Source organism: Candidatus Neomicrothrix sp., assembly GCF_035329545.1.
Lineage (GTDB): Bacteria > Actinomycetota > Acidimicrobiia > Acidimicrobiales > Microtrichaceae > Microthrix > Microthrix subdominans.
In genome coordinates this window covers 40,635-59,286 of the sequence record NZ_DAOLGP010000019.1, presented here as the reverse complement: position 1 = coordinate 59,286, position 18,652 = coordinate 40,635, and the positions used below count along the sequence as shown (strand labels likewise).

At 69.7% G+C, this 18,652-nt stretch carries 12 protein-coding genes; 7 read left to right on the top strand and 5 right to left on the bottom strand.

Annotation, left to right across the window (positions count from 1 at the left end; translation table 11 throughout):
- Nucleotides 1-22 precede the first annotated feature (22 nt).
- Genes PKD89_RS11740 through PKD89_RS11725 form a run of 4 tightly spaced genes read right to left on the bottom strand, consistent with a single transcriptional unit; the run spans nucleotide 23 to nucleotide 4,327 of the window.
- A complete protein-coding gene (locus PKD89_RS11740) occupies nucleotides 23-1,330 on the bottom strand; it encodes an amidohydrolase family protein (RefSeq protein ID WP_287389965.1) in 1,308 nt (435 codons plus the stop codon).
- Nucleotide 1,331: 1 nt separating this feature from the next.
- Nucleotides 1,332-2,204, bottom strand: a complete 873-nt coding sequence (locus tag PKD89_RS11735; RefSeq protein WP_289010622.1) for an SDR family NAD(P)-dependent oxidoreductase — start codon at nucleotides 2,202-2,204, stop codon at nucleotides 1,332-1,334.
- Nucleotides 2,201-2,995, bottom strand: a complete 795-nt coding sequence (locus tag PKD89_RS11730; RefSeq protein ID WP_287389963.1) for an acetoacetate decarboxylase family protein — start codon at nucleotides 2,993-2,995, stop codon at nucleotides 2,201-2,203. Before PKD89_RS11730 ends, PKD89_RS11735 begins: the two co-directional genes overlap by 4 nt.
- 48 nt (nucleotides 2,996-3,043) lie before the next feature.
- Nucleotides 3,044-4,327, bottom strand: coding sequence for an amidohydrolase family protein (locus PKD89_RS11725; RefSeq protein ID WP_289010623.1), 1,284 nt, complete (start codon nucleotides 4,325-4,327; stop codon nucleotides 3,044-3,046).
- A 243-nt stretch (nucleotides 4,328-4,570) separates the two neighbouring features.
- Here PKD89_RS11725 and PKD89_RS11720 point away from each other — a divergent pair, with 243 nt between their 5' ends.
- Nucleotides 4,571-5,104, top strand: coding sequence for a hypothetical protein (locus PKD89_RS11720; protein WP_289010624.1), 534 nt, complete (start codon nucleotides 4,571-4,573; stop codon nucleotides 5,102-5,104).
- Nucleotides 5,105-5,277: 173 nt separating this feature from the next.
- On the top strand, nucleotides 5,278-7,638 hold the full coding sequence (locus tag PKD89_RS11715) for an MMPL family transporter (protein WP_289010625.1): 2,361 nt from the start codon (nucleotides 5,278-5,280) through the stop codon (nucleotides 7,636-7,638).
- A 74-nt stretch (nucleotides 7,639-7,712) separates the two neighbouring features.
- On the opposite strand, the gene PKD89_RS11710 is transcribed toward PKD89_RS11715, so the two are convergent.
- On the bottom strand, nucleotides 7,713-8,441 hold the full coding sequence (locus tag PKD89_RS11710; RefSeq protein ID WP_289010626.1) for a hypothetical protein: 729 nt from the start codon (nucleotides 8,439-8,441) through the stop codon (nucleotides 7,713-7,715).
- 334 nt (nucleotides 8,442-8,775) lie between these two features.
- Here PKD89_RS11710 and PKD89_RS11705 point away from each other — a divergent pair, with 334 nt between their 5' ends.
- The 5 genes from PKD89_RS11705 to PKD89_RS11685 all read left to right on the top strand — a co-directional run bounded on the left by PKD89_RS11705 (nucleotide 8,776) and on the right by PKD89_RS11685 (nucleotide 18,645).
- Nucleotides 8,776-9,978 (top strand): DUF2786 domain-containing protein, encoded by a 1,203-nt coding sequence (locus PKD89_RS11705; RefSeq protein WP_324332457.1) that lies wholly within the window; start codon nucleotides 8,776-8,778, stop codon nucleotides 9,976-9,978.
- Between the two features lie 99 nt (nucleotides 9,979-10,077).
- The gene (locus PKD89_RS11700; RefSeq protein WP_289010628.1) at nucleotides 10,078-11,703 is read left to right on the top strand and encodes a TIGR02677 family protein; all 1,626 of its coding nucleotides are present in this window, start codon (nucleotides 10,078-10,080) and stop codon (nucleotides 11,701-11,703) included.
- On the top strand, nucleotides 11,700-13,040 hold the full coding sequence (locus PKD89_RS11695; protein ID WP_289010629.1) for a TIGR02678 family protein: 1,341 nt from the start codon (nucleotides 11,700-11,702) through the stop codon (nucleotides 13,038-13,040). Before PKD89_RS11700 ends, PKD89_RS11695 begins: the two co-directional genes overlap by 4 nt.
- On the top strand, nucleotides 13,037-17,341 hold the full coding sequence (locus PKD89_RS11690; protein WP_289010630.1) for a TIGR02680 family protein: 4,305 nt from the start codon (nucleotides 13,037-13,039) through the stop codon (nucleotides 17,339-17,341). The genes PKD89_RS11695 and PKD89_RS11690 overlap by 4 nt, the downstream gene beginning before the upstream one ends.
- Nucleotides 17,338-18,645: a TIGR02679 family protein gene (locus PKD89_RS11685; protein WP_289010631.1), complete on the top strand. Its 1,308-nt coding sequence runs from the start codon at nucleotides 17,338-17,340 to the stop codon at nucleotides 18,643-18,645. The genes PKD89_RS11690 and PKD89_RS11685 overlap by 4 nt, the downstream gene beginning before the upstream one ends.
- Nucleotides 18,646-18,652 lie beyond the last annotated feature (7 nt).

The window sequence follows — 18,652 nt, the reverse complement described above, 5'->3', positions numbered from 1 at the left end:
GCGTCGCTGATGCGGGCGCTGCTCATGACGCTGGGGTCGCAGTGGGCCAGGTCTCGATGCCGGTGCGCCAGGGCCGCCCGGCGCGCTTGGCGTCGGCCCACTTGGCTTCCACGTCGGCCGGGCTCATCGCCCCGGCCTGTCCCAGCTCGGCCGGGGTTGGGCCTACCTTGTCGGCCAGCGGCCGCAGCGCGTCCAGATCGAAGCCGTACACTTCGGCGGCGTTGCCACCGAGCATGGCGGCGGTCTCATCAGCGGGGATGTCCCAGAACACGTCGGCCAAAAACTCTCGGGTGTGGGGCCAGGTGCCCTCCGGATGCGGGAAGTCGTTGCCCCAGCAGATGTTGCCGACGCCGATCTCGTAGCGGCGGGCCATCTCCCGGCGCAGCGTGTTGCTGGCACCGATAAAGCAGTTGCGGTCGAAGTACTCGCTGGGCCGCATCGACATGTTGGTCGTCAACTGCTCGCCTAGCTTCTGGGACCCATGGTCCCGCTCGTACACCAGGTCCATGCGCCACAGCAGATCGTTCACCCAGAACGTGCCGCATTCGGTGACGCCGAAGCGCAGGCCGGGGAAGCGCTCGAACACCCCCGACCACAAGAGGAACCACAGCGGCCGGGACGACCAGAAGCGAACTTCGGTGGTGTAAATGCCGATGTGTGGGCCGTAGGACGCCTTGTCGGCCACGCCGGAGTGCACGTGCACCGGCATCTCCAGCTCCTCACACACCGCCCAGATCGGGTCGTACATCGTGTGGTGATAGGGCTGGTGTGGCTGCCACATCGGCGGGATGAGGATGCCGCCCCACAGTCCCGAGGCGTGGGCCCGCCGGATCTCGGCGACCGACTCCTCCACCCCGGCGATAATCGGCACCAGCGCCACCCCGGCCCGGCGCTTGGGGCTGGTGGCGCACAGCTCGGCCAGCCAGCGGTTGTGGGCCGTGGCCCCGGCCAGCAGCAGATCGGGCGGGGTGTCGGCGTTGGAGCCCAGCCCCGCCCCGAAGGGTGCCGAGGCGCCGGAGGTGACCGAGTCGGCGTCGGGGAAGATCACCTCGCCCACCACCCCGTCGTCGGACAACTCGGCGTCGCGCCGCTCGGCGTCCCAGCCGCCCCGCAGCCCCTCGGAGTTCTCGGCGTTCCACTCCTCGGCGAACTCGGTGTTGAGAAAGCCCTGGGCGGCCATCTCCTGTTGCCGGGCCCGGGCGAGGACCGCCTCGTCGAAGGGCTCCCGAAACTCCGGGTCGAGCCACTCGCGATACTCCTCGTTGGGCAGGCCGGCGTGGCAGTCGGCCGAGATGACCAGATACGGGTCGGTGGGCAGGGGTGCAGCCATGTCAGCTTTCCATGTAGGTGGGTTGGGACCGGTCGAGCATCGACCGGGCTCGGGCGTTGATGCGACCGTCGATCCGTTCGCTCTCCGGCAGGATCCAAAATCGGTTGGCGCGGATCGCCTCCAGCGTGAGCTCGGCGACGAACTCGACCGGCGTGTAGTTGACGTCGACGCCGGCGGCTTTCATCCGGGCCTCGAAGGACTCGATCGTGGTGTATGGGGTGGTGCGGGGCGTGTCGTTGGCCCACGCCGATGGACGGTTCTTTGACGACTCGAGCAGGCCGGTCCGCAACACGTTGGGGCCCGGGTACAGCACCGACACCCCGATGTCGGCGTCGATCGAGTGCAGCTGCCCGTAGAGCACCTCGGTGAACGCGGTGACCGCCGCCTTGGAGGTGGCGTACACAGCGGTGGTCGGCAGCGGCGCGATGCCGCCGTTGCCCGACGACGTGTTGACGATGTGGCCCGGTTCGCCGGCCGCCAACATGGCAGGGACGAACGCCTTGACCCCGTGGATCATGCCCCACAGGTTGACGTTGAGGCCCCAGCCCCAGTCGTTGGTCGTGTGCTCCCACATCTTGCCCTCGGCGCCCGCACCCACACCGGCGTTGTTGCACAGCACGTGCACGTTGCCGAATGCCGAGTACGCCTCGTCGCGCAGCGCCTCGACCGAGGCCAGGTCGCCCACGTCGGTGACCGCGCCGATCGTCCGGGCGCCTTGCTCGGCGAGCCGAGCGACGGTGGCGTCGACCCGCTCCTCGGACAGGTCGGACACCACGATCGACATGTCCTCGGCGGCGAAGCGTTCGGCCAGGGCCGCGCCGATGCCCCCGGCGCCGCCGGTGATCACCGCAACCCTGCCGGCGAGGTCCTTCACTTGTCGGCGTTTCCGACGGGGGACAGGTCGTCGTAGCGTTGGTGGGCGTAGGGCATGACGTCGGCGGCTGGCACTCGCTCGACCAGCCGTCCCTCCTGCGTGCTGCGACGCTCGGCCAGGGTGGCGGTCACCTCTCCAAGGATGGGGATGTCAACCACCGGATCGAAGCGCGACTCGCGCAGCGTCAATGCAGCGTCGACCGCCCTGGCGCTGCGGGTTTCGGTGGCCCGGGTGCAGTAGACGAGCCACGGATCGTCGTCGAAGCCCTCGCCGCTCGGGTTGCGCAGGAACTTCAGGTAGTAGTCGAGCCGTTCGCCGGCAGGGGGCGGGGCCAACTCGTCGCCCAGCGTTCCGCCGAGCTCGATGATCCCCACCCCCATGCGGCTGACCGTGCCGATGACGGTACTCGCCGTGTCAAGGCCCTCGCCGACGTCCAGGGTGACGTCGGCCAGCTTCTTCGGTTCGCCGAACGTTTCCCGGCCGCCGATCACCGACTGCTCGGTTGTCATCGGCATCAGCAGCGGATAGAAGCCCTCGGTATCGCGATGGCGGGCGGCGACGGCAAAAGTGCCGGCGCCGAACGGGGGCCGACCTCCGCCCAGGTCGACGTGGGAGATGCTGACCTTCACCAGGGGTTGGGACGGCGGCTTCAGCGGCGGCGGCAACACGGCGGCCACCACGGCGGGATCGGTGAGAAACGTGGCGGTCAGCGAGGTGGACCAAGCGCCGATCTTGGTCGCTGTCACCTCGCGATCGACGGTTGGCCTTGGTCCGTATCGCAGCTGCCCCATGTGGTTCCCCCCGGATGCTCGTCGTGTCGTCGATCGATCGTGTTGTCGCTACTCGCCCAGAAACCTGGCCGACGCAAACGCCGGGCAGCGCAGCGAGTCGTCCGGTATCTCGGCCGGGTCGAGCGGCACAGCCACCTCGGCCACGCTCGGACCGAATCGCTGCGCCAGCGGGGCCAGGGCGGCCAGGTCAAAGCCGTACACCCGGGCGGCGTTGCCACCGACCATCGCCCGCACCTCATCTTCGGCGACGCCGGCAAAGGCCAGCCGCAGGTGCTCGTGAGAGTAGGGCCAGCAACCCTCGAGGTGGGGGAAGTCGCTGCCCCACATGATGCGGTCGACGCCCACCCGGGTGCGCAGCGGCACCTCGGCGGCCCGGATGAAGCTCGACCCCAGCTGGCACTGGCGGGCCCAGTACTCCGATGGCGTGAGCGACAGCTGCCCCATCGCCTCGCCGAACTTTGCCTCCTGGGATCCTGCCGCCGCCCCGGTGCCGCTGAGGCGTAGGTGGTAGTAGTCGAGACGGGTCAGCTCTTCGGGCAACCAGGCGGTGCCCTGTTCGGTGAAGACGAACTGCAGGTTGGGGTGACGTTCCATCACACCGGAGAAGATCAGGTGCCACAAGGTGCGGTGGGCCCACCACACCACCTCGAGCAAGAACATGGCCTGGGCGGCCGAATAATCCCCGTAGTCGGGGGCGGCGCTGCCGCTGTGATGGTTGATCGGCAGGCCGAGCTCTTCGCACACCGACCAGACCGGCTCATAGTCCGGGGCGTACAGCGGCGGCACGTCGGACCCCGGGGGAGCGCCGGGCAGCAGCACGCCGCCGGTCAGCCCGGCCTCGGCGGCCCAGCGGATCTCGGCCACCGACCCTTCGACGTCGTGCAACATGATCTGGCAGATGCCGGCGCGGCGCCCGGGGGCATCGGCGCAGAAGTCGGCCATCCAGCGGTTGTGGGCGCGCAGGCCGGCCCAGCGGCGCTCGAGGTCGCCGTCGCTGGCACCGGGCGGCTGGTGGACCAGCGAGGTCTTTGGGAAGAACGGCGGGATCGTGTTGGGAAACAGCACCTCGGCGACCACGCCGTCGGCCTCGAGCTCGGCCAAGCGGCGGGACGAGTCCCAGTTGCGTTCAGCGTCGTCGCCCTCGATGTCGGGGTAGGGGTTGTGGAAGCCGGCCTGCCAGGCATCGAAGTCGTGGTGGTAGCGAGACTCCAGGTACGGCCGGTAGCCGGCGACGTTGGCCCCGCCGTGGCAGTCGGCCGAAATGACGACGTAATTCTCGGCCTCTGCCGTCGCAGCTGTTGGCTGGCTTGTTGCAGCCGTTGGCTCTCCCATCGCTCCCCCCGAAGCTGCCTGGAGCCGCATCACACGGCACGAACGGGAACCTAGCAGCCACCCTCTCGGCGGTGTCGAGAACGCCGCTGCCGAAACCGCTGGCGCGACAGAACGTGGTTCGCTGCAGCGCCCGGTCCCGGCCGGCGTGGGTGTCAACCGGTCAGCCCCACGTCTCCGTCAGGACCTGTCAGCAAGGGTAAGGGGGCTTCGGCAAGCCAGCGGGCGCCCTCCTAGCCTCCGGGCATGGAGCTGTTGAAGGTTGAGTTGTCGGGGGTGGCCGCCCAGGCCGAGACCGCTACCGGATCCGACCCGTACGACTTGGGGGTATTGGGGGTGGCGGTCCATCCGAAGCAGATCGACGGCCTCGAACAGACCGTCGTCCAGATGATGTTCGACGACGACCGCAGCGGCTTCGATCCGTCGTTGATCGACTGCCCCCTCGTCGCCGAGGTGTGGTCGTCGGCGGGCGACCTGGTCGCTCGCGAGCTGTTCGATCACGACGCGTTCCGACGACGGCTCTACGCCGAACGCGAGGCGGAGGGCGACGAGCTGCACGGCGTTCTCGTGCTCAGCGAGGGTGAGCTGCCGCCGCCCTATCTGCGGCTGGCGTTTCTGCCAGTGCCGCTGGCCGACACCGCCGGGCACACGCTGAGCGTGGTGCGGTCCGCCCGCACAGAGCTGATCGATGGGATCGAAGCCGCTTTTGCCGAGGGCTCGCTCACCGATCGTCAGCGGCGCCACCTGATCGTGGCGATCGAGCAGCGGCACCCGGAGTAGCCGCTGGCGACGCCGCGTCCGGCGGCGTCGGCCGGTTGGTGTCAGTGGTCACTTTGGCGCCTGGGGGCTGGGGATTCGGTCTTTCGGGTTGCTAGCTTCCGTACACCGTCCGAACGGCGACCCTTCCTGGTGGCGCCGAGTCGGATGACGACAATTACTGGGAGTTCCCTGACATGTTCCGACGTCTCGCCAACTGGTGCCACGACCGACGCCGCCTCGTGGTCGGCCTGTGGCTGCTCGCTCTCGTGGGCGGCGGCGCGCTCTCGAGCGTGATCGGCACCCAGTTCCGCACCGAGTTCAACCTGCCCAACGTCGAAAGCCGTGCCGGCCTGGACCTGCTCGAGAAGGAGTTCGGGGGCGGCGCTGGCGGTCAGAGCGGCACGATCGTGTTTCAGTCCGAGCTGCCGGTCACCGATCCGGCGGTACAAAAGCCGATGACCGAGCTGTTCGACACGGTGGCGACCATGCCGGACGTCGAAGGGGTGGTCAGCCCGTACAGCGAGGAGGGCGCCCGGCAGATCGCACCGCTGGGCGAACAGGCCGGGAAGATCGCCTACGCCGAAGTGAAGCTCGACGAGGACATCGACGTGGAGCGTGGGGCCGAGCTGCAAAAGAAGATCGCCGAGGCCGCCCCAACGATCGATGGGGTCGACATCGAGTTCGGCGGCCAGATCTTCGCCGAGTTCGAGAGCCCCTCGTCGGAGATCCTGGGGCTGGCGTTTGCCATCGTCATCCTGATCCTGGCCTTCGGCTCGGTGCTGGCGATGGGCCTGCCGGTCGGGGTGTCGCTGTTCGGCATCGGCATCGGCAGCATCTCGGTGGCGCTGCTCAGCAACGTGTTCACCATCCCCGACTTTGCCACCGTGCTCGGGGTGATGATCGGCCTCGGCGTCGGCATCGACTACGCGCTGTTCATCGTCACCAGATACCGCGAACAGCTCCACGCAGGTCACACGGTGCGCGAGGCCACGTCGATCGCCATCGACACCGCCGGACGTGCGGTCGTGTTCGCGGGAACGACGGTGGTCATCTCGCTGATGGGCATGTTGATCATGGGCGTCAGCTTCGTCACAGGGTTGGCCATCGGCGCGGCCTCGGTGGTCGCGGTGACGATCGTGGCATCGGTGACGCTGCTGCCGGCGCTGCTCGGCTTCGCCGGCGAGCGGGTGGAGCTCACCCGTTGGCGTGGCCTGATCGCCGCCGGGCTTGCGGCGCTGGCCCTGGTCGGTGCCGGCCTCAACTTCACGCCGCTGCTCCTGGCCTTCCCGGTTGCCGTCGTCGTGCTGATCGCCGGGTTCTTCGCTGGCCCCCTCAAGCGCGAGGTGCCCATGCGGCGCCAGAAGCCGCTGCGGGAGACGATTGCGTACCGGTGGAGCCGCGTCGTCCAGCGACACCCGTGGGCCTCTGTCTTCATCGGCGCCCTGCTGCTGATCGGCATGGCGCTGCCCGTGTTCGGGCTGCGGCTCGGGTTCTCCGACGAGGGGAACTTTCCGGAGAACACCACCACCCGCAAGGCCTACGACCTGCTGGCCGAAGGGTTCGGACCGGGCTTCAACGGTCCGTTTCTGATGGTGGCCGAGCTTCCCGACGGCTTCGACGCCGAAGCATTAGCGCCCATCGAGGCCGCCGTGCAGGACGACCCGGGCGTCGTGTTCGTCACCCCGGCGATGCCCAACGACGAGAAGGATCCCGCAGCGGCCACGGCCGTGCAGTGGGCGGTCATCCCCACCAGCTCACCCCAGGCCGAAGAGACCACCGATACGGTTAACCGCCTGCGCGCCGACGTGTTGCCCGCCGCCGAACGGGCCGCAGGAGTCGATGTTGCTTTGACGGGGTCGGTCCCCGTCCAGGTCGATTTCTCCGAGTACCTGGCCTCCCGCCTGCCCTACTTCTTCGGGGCAGTGCTGGCGCTGTCGTTCCTGCTGTTGATGGCGGTATTCCGGTCGCTGCTCGTGCCGCTGAAGGCAGTGGTGATGAACCTGTTGTCGATGGGCGCCGCCTACGGCTTGGTCGTCGCCCTGTTCCAGTGGGGATGGTTGAACGGCATCACCGGCATCCAGACCGGCCCGATCGAACCCTTTGTGCCGATGATGCTGTTTGCCATCGTGTTCGGGCTATCGATGGACTACGAGGTGTTCCTCCTGTCTCGGGTACGGGAGGAATGGCAGCGCACCGGCGACAGCCACACTTCGGTGGCCGACGGGCTGGCGGCCACCGCCAAGGTGATCACCGCTGCGGCCGCCATCATGGTGTTCGTGTTCGGCAGCTTCGTGCTGGAAAGCGACCGCATCATCAAGCTGTTCGGCGTCGGCCTGGCCTCATCGATCTTCCTCGACGCCACCGTGGTGCGCATGCTCTTGGTGCCGGCGACGATGGAGTTGCTCGGCGACAAGAACTGGTGGCTGCCCGGCTGGCTCGACCGGCTGTTGCCCAACATCGATGTCGAGGGCAACGTGGACGACGAACTGCCAGTGGACGAGCCGCCGAGCCCAGAGGCTCCGCCCCAGGATCGGACCCCGGAGCTCATCGGCTGAGCCTGGACGCCCGACGTTCTCCCTTTTGTGCTGCTCCTGGTGCAGGAGAGGCGAATTTCAGCCCCCGTCCCCGGCTACGCCGAGGTGTGGGGTAGCCGGGAGGACCGGGCCAGGGCGGCCTCGATCTCGCCGGTCGCGTCCTCGTGTCCCACCAGGTCGGTCAGCCCCAGGTGTACCTGGGCCAGGTAGGGCTCGCAGCGGCGCCGGAGCGTGTCGGGCACCGAGGCGGTCACAGCCCACAGCGCTCCGTCGGCATGGTCGATCGCAACGACCGTGTCGTACTGGCTGATCGGCCGCGTCACCGGTGCACTCCAATGCGTGCCTGACACGGTGAGGCGATCGACCGCACCACCGACGAAGCCTTCGCCGGTACCCAGCGCCCGTCCGGGAGGCGATGCTGCGCGGGCCTCGTTGATCCCCTCGATCACCGCGTCGACGGCGAAGGCGGCCCGGTGGGTCGCAACGCCCGCCTCGCCTGCCACCACGGCGATCAGCGAGTCACGGCCGAGCGACCAGGCACGGCCGACGAGCCGCGCCGCACCGTCCGGTGCGATCGTTGCCGGCGACCCGTCCCAGCGGGTGGAGTGCCCCTGAAACCGCAGGTGCCACCCCGGCACGGTCACGTGCTCGCCGGGGGAGTGATCGGCGACCGGTCCGACGTAGCGGGCCAGCCCGCCGACGACGAGGTTGGAGCCGTAGGCCAGGTACCGAAACACGCGGTCACTGCGCTCGTCGTCCATGTCGGTCATCGATGGTACGGCGTCGGCGTAGCGGTGCAGAGGTGACGGCCTGCTGGCTGTCACCGTGCATCGCTACGGTACCCCCATGGGAAAGAACAACAGGGCAAGGCGGGCGGCCAAAGCCAAAGCCAGGTCGAGGGCGCAGGCGACTTCACGTGAGCGGGCAAGGCGCCGTGACCAGGCTGACGCCGACGACCGAAGCGGCCATGGTGCTGCCGGGCCGAGTGGCGCTACTGGGCATGGCGGGGGCGAGGGCCACCGCCAAACCAACGACATCTTTGGTGACTCCTATCGGGCCGATCCAGAGGGATGGACCCACGACCTGCTGGTGGACGCGGGCTCGTTTCAACACCAAGAGAAGCGGAACCGGCGGTACAACAGTGACCTTCGCACGGCCGTGCTGCGCCAGCTGGGTCGGGTGCCGTTGGACGTGCTGGCAACCGCGGCCGAGCGGGCGTTGCTCGGGCGTGTTGAGGCGCTGTGGCAGGGCGGGTGGCAACCGGTCGAGCTGCTTCGTCAGGCCCGGCTCAACGGCAGCAAAGCGATCACGGCCAGGCTGATGGCTCAGGTCGTCGCCAACGATGATGCTCGGCGACGAGCAGCCACCCTCGACTCGCGGTGGATCTCCCAGGTCGAGGCGCTGGACCTCCCCGCCGCCGACGCCAAACCGGGTTGGATCCGCCGCTGGGTTGGAGGCGAGGGATTGGACCTTGCCGACGCCCGTGACGCGCTGATCGACGCCCTGGCGGTCATGTTTCTTCCCCGGCTGGAGTGCCTGATCCCTCCGCCCGGTTCGTTGGGTGCCGCCTCGACCAGGTCCAAGCCGGTGCGCGGCGATACGTCCTCAGAACGTGATCCGATGCTCGAGCGCATTCGTGCGCTGCTGGCCAAGGCCGAGTCGACCGACTTCGAAGAGGAAGCGATGGCGTTCACCACCAAGGCCCAGGAGTTGATCACCCGGCATGCCATCGACGAGGCGATGCTCGCCGACGCCGATGCAACGTCCGAGCAGGAACCCAGCATCATTCGGGTCCCCATCGACCCGCCCTATTGGGATGCCAAGGGTTTTATGCTGCAGCTCGTCGCCGAACGCAGCCGCTGTCGGGCGGTGATGATGGACGGGCTGAACATGTCGCGGGTGGTCGGGTATCCGGCCGACCTCACCGCCGTCGAGCTGCTGTTCACCTCGTTGCTGATCCAGGCTCAAACCGCCTTGGCGCAGGCGGGCAAGACCGCGCCTCCGGGCACCCGAACTCGCAGCACCTCGTATCGATCCTCGTTTCTGGTCGCCTATGCGCATCGCATCGGCGACCGCCTCTCCGAGATCAATGCGGCCGTTGCCTCGGACGTCGCCGAGCGGGAGGGGGGAAGTTTCCTGCCGGTGTTGCGGGCGCGGGAGGATTGCATCGACGACTTCATGGCCGAGAACTACGGGGACACCGTCAGCGGCAGCGTTCGAGGCGGCTACGACCCCGCTGCAGCCGCCCACGGCAGCGTGGCGGCCGACTCGGCGCAGCTCAGCTTCGGCGACGTGGAAGGCAACCAATCCTCGAGCCCGGACATCGGTGCAGCACCGCTGGCCGCCCTCCCGGCAACATAGTTTGGGACCCAGGCGTTGGAATCCGATGGCGTCTGGGGTTTGAGAATGCAAGGCCAGCGGGCGGGAGCCCCACCGATCTCCTGCGGTACGGTCGTGGCGATGGATCTTCCGGACAGCGTCCCTGCGGCGGAGCCGGCGCAGCTCTCCTCAGCGGACACGACCGGCGCCAATGGCCGCCAGGTCGAGGTGGCGCCGTTGGTCGACCGGGGTGCTGGTGTCGAGCATGGTCCCGGCGCCATGCACCTGCGGCTGCTCGACGGCGAGGAGCGCAACAAGCTGCGGGTGCTGAAGGCGGCCACCGAGGCCAACGCGCCGATCTACCTGGCCATCCTGGCGGTGTTCGTCGCAGCCCGAGAGCGCTACGAGGTGGAGATCCGCACCGAACGCATCGCCGCGGAGCTGGCGGCGGCGGGCCTCGGTACCGAGGGGTTGGAGCCCGCCCTCGAGCAACTGCGCGACTGGGGCAACCTCACCTGGACCCAGGACACGGTCCGGGTCTCCCGGCTCGAGGACTTCCGGCGCCGCCGGGCGCTGTGGCAGCTGACGGCGGCGGGGCAGGCCTCCCACGATGCGGTGCTGGCCGTGCTCGGCGCGTCGGACCAGGGTGGATCGTTACAGCGCACCCTGTTTCGGGACATCCGCGACAACCTGGCGCTGCTGGCCGATGCGATCGATCGTTCCGACGCCGAGCAGGTGTACCTGCGCCTGCGGGACCTGGACGGATCGCTGCGGGAACTGGCCGCCAACGCCCGCGACTTTCACGCCGCCGTCGCCCAGCTGCGCCGCGAGCACGACGCGGACCCGGCCCGCTTTCTGGTCTACAAGGACCTGCTGATCGACTACCTGGAGCAGTTCCTCGACCACCTGATGACCCAGCGGGGCCTGGTGGCCCGAGGGGTGGAGGCGGTGAACCAGCGGGGGGTCGAGCGGCTGGGCGAACTGGCGGCGGCGGGCGACGACTCGGCCGGCTTGTTCGACACCGACGACCGGGCCGAGCGATGGTGCAACCGTTGGACCGGCCTGGCCGACTGGTTCGTCTCGGTCGGCGACCGGCCCTCCGGCGCCGACGACCTCACCGCTGCCACCACGACGGCCATCCGTGAGCTGCTGGCGTTGCTGCGGCGGGTGACCGAGAGCGCTCGCCGCCCGATCACCCGAGCGTCGGAGCTGTTGGTGCTGGCCCGCTGGTTCCGCCGCATCGACGACCGGGCCGCCGCCGAGCTGTTCGATGCCGCCTTCGGCCTGGGTCGGCCGCTGCACTTGAGCGACGGCGAGGCCGACGACGAGACGGTTGCTGCGTCCGACTCGTGGTGGGATGCGCCTCCGGTGAACGTGCCGGTGACGTTGCGCGAGCACGGCCGGCGCCCGTCGCCGGGGCGCCCGGCCCAGGCCACCGACTATTCGGTCACCAAGGCCCAGCTGATGGCTGAGCACCGGTCGGCACAGACGGCCCGGGCCGAGGCGGCCGCTCGGCTGTGTGCCAGGCCGGTGGAGGGACGGGTGCTCTCCGACGCTGAGGCCACGATCCTGTTCGAGCTGCTCGATCGGGCGGCGCATTTGCGTTCGGTCGGCGACGAGCCGGGCAGCGACGACCCGGTTCGCGTCGAGGGTGCGCAGGCCACGTTTCGGCCCGACCCCGACGGCATGGTCATACGAACCCGCCGAGGTTCGCTCACCATCGGCGAGCACCGCCTGCACATCGAGCCGGTTGGAGCCACGTCGTGAGCGCTGTGACCACCGGCCTGATCGCTCCGTTCGACGGAGCCACCTCGGGTCCGAGGGCGGCGGTGCAGATCGATCCCGGCGAACTCGAGGATTTCCAGCGCACCGCTCGGCTGCTGTTGGGCCATCCGTTGGTCACTCCCACCTGGCCGAGCCCCAAGGCGTTCACGGCCGTGCGCCGCTGGGAGGTGCCGCTGCGCAACGAGTTCTCGCGGGTGTTGGGCTTCCGCCTCGACGTCGGGCGCAGCTCGGCCCGGCTGTATCGCCGGTCGGCCACCACGTCGGAGCACCGTGGGGCCTTCACCCGCACGCTTCGCCCGCTGGGGCACGTCGCCTGCTCGTTCCTGTGTTTGGTGTTGGCGGCGTTGGAGGAGCTGGGCGACCAGACGACGGCGTCCCGCCTGGCCGAAGCCGTGCTGCGCTTGCGTTCGGGGGACGACGCCCTGCCGGTTGACCTCACCGCGTACACGCAGCGAAGGGCGTTCGTCGACGCGGTGACGTGGCTGGAGGGCCGCGGCGTGCTCGGCCTGCGCGACGGAGGCGCCGACCAGTGGCTGGAAAACGACGCAGACGGCGATGCCCTCTACGACGTCGACCGAGACTGTGTGTCCCGACTGTTGGTCAGCTCGCCCAGCGTGCTGCGCGGCGTGGGGGAGGCCGCCGACTTCCTGGTGGAACCCACCGCTCCCGGCACCGAGGATCGGCCCCAGGCGCTGCGCCACCGGCTGGCCCGTCGACTGGTCGAGGGCCCGGTGATGTCGTACTCGGATCTCGGCGCGGATGAACTGAACTACGTGCGTGAGCGACGCACCCGCCTGGTCCGTGACCTGGAGCAGCTCACCGGCTGCCATGTCGAGTCCCGGGCCGAGGGCATGAGCCTGGTCGACGCCACGATCGAGCCGATCACCGAGCCACGGCATCGTTTTCCCAGCGGAGGAACGCTCACCCAGGCCGCCCTCTTGTGGGGCGCGGCGCTGGTCGAGCTGGCGGCGACCGGAGACGAGGTGATTCGGGAGACGGTCCTGGAGCCCGATGATGAGGTCCGTCTCGCCCCGGCGGCCGAACGGTGGGTGAACGGCGCCGCGGCGGATGAGGCCTGGGAGGAAATCGCCGATCGGTACCGGTCGAAGTTCTCCTCGGACTACCGCGAGTCGCCCGACAAGCTGCGTCGTGAGGTGGGGCAGTTGCTGGCGCGGTTTGGGCTCCTTGCCGTCGAGGGCGACCGGCTGCGGGTGCACGCAGCGCTGGCCCGCTATCGGCCCGACGCCGATGCGGAGGTCGACGGGCAGACCTCCGAGAACGCCCTCACCTCGCAGATGTTTGGAGATGATCAACCGTGAGTGAATCGAGTGCCGACACCCGCGCGAGCGTAGCGCCGACGGATCGGTGGAGGCCCCACCGTGCGGGGATCCGCAACGTGTGGGAATACGACGACCAGGTGTTCTCGTTCGCCGGCGGACGGCTGATCCTTCGTGGCCCCAACGGCTCGGGCAAATCCAACGCGCTGGCCCTGCTGTTCCCCTTCCTGATGGAGGGGGTGATGAGCGCCGACGCCATGGACCCGTTCGCCGGCGGCCGCTCGATGCGATCGCTGCTGCTCGGGGTGCTGCGCGACGACGAAGCGGGGTCACGCAAGTTCCGTCACGATCAGCGGCTTGGTTACGTGTGGATGGAGTTCGAACGGAACGCCTCGGGTGACGGGGCGACGCCCGCGCACCTCACGATCGGCTGCGGCGCCCGGGCGACCGCTGCGTCGACCAACACCGCGTCCTGGTTCTTCGTCACCGAGCAGCGGGTCGGGCTCGACTTCGACCTGGCGCCCGACGGCAGCCCGCTCACCCGGGGCCGCCTGCGCGACGAGCTGGGCATCGGCGCGGTGTTCGACACCGCCGAGACCTATCGGGCCGCAGTCGATCGTGCGCTGCTGGGCATGGGGTCCGACCGTCACCAGAAGCTGACCACGTTGATCCGGGTGCTTCGTCGCCCGCAGTTGGCGGGCAAGCTCGACCTTCGCCTGCTGTCCGAGGTGCTCTCCGGCGGACTTCCGGCGCTGGACGACCACGTGCTTGACGACGTGGCCCAAAGCCTGGATGACCTCGAGGCCACCCAGCGCGACCTGGCCGACCTGAAGGCCACCCGGGCCATCGTCGACGCCTTCGTGCCCGTCTACGTCACCTACCTCACCGGCGAGGCGCTGGGTCGATCGACAGCGGTGATCGATGCTGCCCAGGTACTGCGGCGGGCCAACCGGACCGTCGTCGACACCGTGGCCGAGGCCGCTCGCATCGAGGGCGCAGTGTCCGAGAACGAGGCCGGCCGTCGCAGCATGGCCCTGGAACGATCGGTGGTCGATGGGCGTCGCACCGCCGTCTTGGAATCGCCCGCCTACCGGGACGCCAGCAGCCTTGCCGAGGTGGAGGCGTCCGTGGGCCGGGCTGCCAAGTTCGAGGCCAAGGCGGCGGGACAGCGCGACGGCGCCGCCCAGCGCGCCGACGCGGCCGACGCGGCCGCAACCGCTGCCACCGGGCGGGCCGCCGAAACGCTGACCGGCGCCGAGGCGGCCCTCACCGAGGTCGAGGACGCGGCGGATGCCGGCGACATCGCCTGGACCCTCACCCGGGAGGAGGCACGGGTGCCCGACCGCTTGGAGCCGGGAGCCCGGGTGGCCGAGCGATCCCGGCGCGACGACCTCAAGGCGGTACGCGCAGCGTTGGGGCAACGCAACGAGGCCGCCCGGGACCACGTCCGTGCGGAGGAGGCCGCTTCCCAGGCGCTGCGCTCGGCCGACGACGCCGACGGGGTCGCGGCCGAGGCTGCGATCTCCACCGAGCAGGCTCGGGCAGCGCTGGGTGAGTCGGTTGAGCAGTGGGTGGCGACCGCACCCTGGGTGCCCGAGACCGTCGCTGCAGCGGGTGAGCGAGGATTGTCTGAAGCGGCGTTGGTCGGTCCCCGGTTGGTCGACACCGCGTCGGTTGGTGACCGGCTGGCCGACGCCATCGATGCGCTCGGCGAGTCGGGCGCACCGTCGCTTTCGGCAGCGTTCGGGGAGGCCACCGACCCGGCCCGGGTCGAGCTGATCGAACGCCGCAGCGCCAGCCGGGGCCTCATCGACACCCTGAAGGCCGAGGTCGTGTCGCTGGAAACCCAGCGCGACGAGGTGGGGTCGGAGACCGACCCGGGCCCGGCGCCGCCCACCTGGCGGACCGAACGTGAGCCCGGACGCCCCGGGGCGCCGCTGTGGCGGTGCTGCGACTGGGCACCGGGGGTCGACGACCACGATCGGGGCCAGCTGGAGGCGGCGCTGGACGCCGCCGGTCTGCTGGACGCCTGGATCGCACCCGATGGCCAAGAACCCGGCGGTGCAGCGCCAGCCGGGTCGGCCGACTCGTGGCTGGCGTCATCGCACGCGTCGGCGGCCGAACCGGACGATCGCTCGGACCTGACGTCGGTGCTGGTGCCATCGGTTCCCGGGGGATCGGGTCTCTCCGAGGCGGCCGTCAGTCGGGTGCTGGCGGTGATCACGCTCACCGAGGACGGCGTCGTCAATGACGGAGCAGGCGTCACCGTCGACGGTCGGTTCGCCCTCGGACCGTTGCGGGGCCGCACCACCAAACCCGAGCCGGAGTACGTGGGTGCCACCGCCCGGGCCGAGCGGCGACGCCGCCGTCTTGCCGAACTCGATGCCCTGATCGCGGCTGCCGAGGCGGCGGTCAACGTCGAGTCGGCAGTACTCCTCGGTCTGGAAGCCGCCCTGGCCGCGCTGGCAGCTGCGGCTGCGACCCTGCCGTCGGCGGACGCGTTGCTTCGTGCGGTCGACGCCAAACGGCGTGCTCGTTCGCAGGCCGAGGCCCGTCGGGAGTTGGCCGAGCGGGCCGCCGAGGATGAGGCGCTCGCCGCAGAGGCGGCTGGCGCCGCCGAGGCCAACCTCCAGGCGACGGCGGTCCAGCACCGGCTGGAGGGCGACGCCGCCTCACTCGACCGGGTCACCGACCTGGTCGACCGCTACGCAGGTGCGGTCCGCACGGCAATCGCCGCCCGTCGGTCGGCAGAGGCCGATGCTGCACGGGCCGAGCAGGAACGTGGTCGGGCGGCCGACGCAGCGCAAGTGCTCGCCGACGCCGAGCGGGATCTGGCGGCAGCCGCCGAGGAGCACTCCACGCTGGCGTCCCGCGCGGCCACCCTGCGCGAACGCCTGGGCGAGGATGCCGAGGCGCCCCTGGAAGCGTTGCAGCGGGCAGAGGCCGAACTGCTGGCGATCGATGAGCGGTCCGACGCGTTGAGGGAAGCGCTCAGTGAACTCCAGACCGCGTGGGGCCGGGCTCAGGAGGCCGCCGACCAGGCACGAGGAGCGGTCGCCCGTCACGAGGCCACGCTGGCGGCGCGATCCGAGCGGCTGGCGGTGCTCCGACGCAGGGACCTGCTGGCGCTGCTCGTGCCGAACCACTTCCCAGTGATCGTCCCGGCAACCGTTCCGTCGGAAACGCAGCAGGGTGGCCGCGACGCGTCGCAGCCCGAGGCGGCCGCGGAACCCGCTGAACCGTTGCCGGTCGATGCGGTCGCGTTCGCCCGGTGGCTCAACGGACGCCTCGACGGCACAGCCCCGACGTCGGAGCAGCGGGAGCAGAACGTCGCTGCGTTGGATCGTGCCCAGAAAAGGGTGATCGACGAGCTGCACCACGGATACGACGCCGCGTTCCCCCACGACGACGATCTCGTGACCGTCGAGATCAACTCCGACGGCGGTACCGTCTCGCTGGCCGACCTGACCGCCGAGCTGGCCCGCCAGGACGCGGCCCTCCAGAGCTATCTCACCGAGGGCGACCGGGAGGTGTTCGAGCGTTTCCTGCTCAACCAGGTGTCCCATCAGCTGCGGCGGCTGTTGACCGACGCCGACGAGTTCGTCGCCGGGGTCAACCAGGCGCTTGCCGATGTGCGAACCACCAGCCGCCTCGGCGTGGACCTGGGCTGGGAGCTCAACACCGACGACGCCGGTATCCGCCAGGCGGTCAAGTTGCTGCGCCACGACACCGAGCAGATGGGGGAGGAGGAGCGCCAGGCGTTGCGGGCGTTCTTCGAGCGGGTCATCCGCACCCAACGGGCCGAGGACCCGACCGCCGGATATCGGGCTGCGCTGGAGAAGGCGCTCGACTACCGGTCCTGGCACGAGTTCCGGCCGTACCTGCGCACGGCGGACAACAAGCGGGTGAAGCTCACCCGCACTCAGTATCGTCAGCTGTCGGGCGGCGAGCAGGCGATGGCGCTGCACCAGCCCTTGTTCGCGGCGGCGGCCGCCCACTACGACCGGGCCGAGCCCGACGCCCCCCGCATGATCGCCCTCGACGAGGCATTCGCCGGGATCGACGAGGAGATGCGAGGCAAGCTGATGGGGCTGACCGTGGCCTTCGACCTGGACGTCATCCTGACCGGCCACGAGCTGTGGGGCGCCTACGGCGAGGTGCCGTCGGTGGCGGTGCTCGACCTGCTGCGCCGCCCGCCCGCCGAGGGGGTCAGCGTCGTGTCGCTGCGCTGGGACGGCCACGAACTGATCGATGATGGCGATCTGGCGGGCACCGCCACCGAGTCGGTGCCCCAGCGTGCCCCTCACGAAGGCCTGTTTGCCCCCGACCCCGATCAAACGTGAGCGACGAACGACGCGAGAGCGCTCGCTCCAAGTTGCGGGGAACCGACTACTGGCCGCTGTGGGCGAAGGCGCTCAGGCGGCTGGAGCGCAACGGCCTCAGCCTGGAGGGCACCCCGCTGCGCCTCGATGGGCTGGAACCCGACCAGCGTCGGGCGATCGCGGGGCTGCTCGGCACGTCGGCTGCAGGCGACAAGCCACTTTCGGTCCGGCTGGAGACGTTGGACGGTCGACTGCGCCGCGGCGCCGCCGAGGTCGGCCTCGTCGAATGGCTGGAACTCCTGGACGGCCCGATCCGCAACCGACCGGCCGAGCGCGCCAGCGCTCAATCGGAGCGCGAGGAATCCTGGTCGTCGACCGAGGCTCATCCCGCGCTGGGCGATCGTGTCGACCTTCAGGCCTGGGTCACGGACGTCCGCCGAAGCGGGGCGGCGACCCGTATGGCGGGCTCGGTGTCGGCCGGCGCGGAGTTGGCGAGGCGGGTGCTCGACGTGATGGCAGCCCTCCCGGCCCACAACGTGACCCTCGCCCAACTCGCTGCGCAGCTCACCGGCGATGCCCACGCGCTCGACCGGGATCAGGCCCTTGGACGGTTGTCCGACGCAGCGATTAGCGTCATCGACGAAGCCAACGATCTGCCCGATGCCGGCGATGACAACGGACCGAATGGTGAGGTACCGGCTGCCTACGGCTGGCGCCGGCGCTGGGCTCGTCAGGGGGTGATCTGCGACGAGTTGTCGGTGAGTGCGTTGGCCCTCAATCTGCCCGCCTCGGGCGAGGGGTTGACGTCCGGAGTCGTTTTCAACCACCGGAGGTGCGGAGAACCGGTTCGGCTGACGCTGCGGCAGTTGGGGGACGCCAAACTTGAGGTTCCCCCAGGGACGCTGGTGCGGATCTGCGAGAACCCGTCGGTGTTGGCCCATGCGGCCACGACCTTGGAGGGCGAGGCGGCTCCGTTGGTGTGCGTCGAGGGCCAACCGAACTCAGCGGTGTTGGCACTCTTGAATTTGCTGGCAGCCGACGGTGCCGAATTCACCTATCACGGCGATTTCGATTGGGGCGGTCTCCGCATCGCCACCACCGTCATCGAGCGGTACGGCGCCGAGCCTTGGCGATTCGGCGTCGCCGACTATCTGGCCGCCGCTCCGGCTGGCACGTTGCTGCTGGACCCACCCGGTGCCGGTGCCACGGCGCCGTGGGCACCCGGCCTCGTCGAAGCGATGACCGCCCACAACGTCGCCATCCACGAAGAGCAGGTCCTCGACGACCTCCTCGCTGACCTAGCCGAAGGAGAGAGACAGAACTGAATCCTCC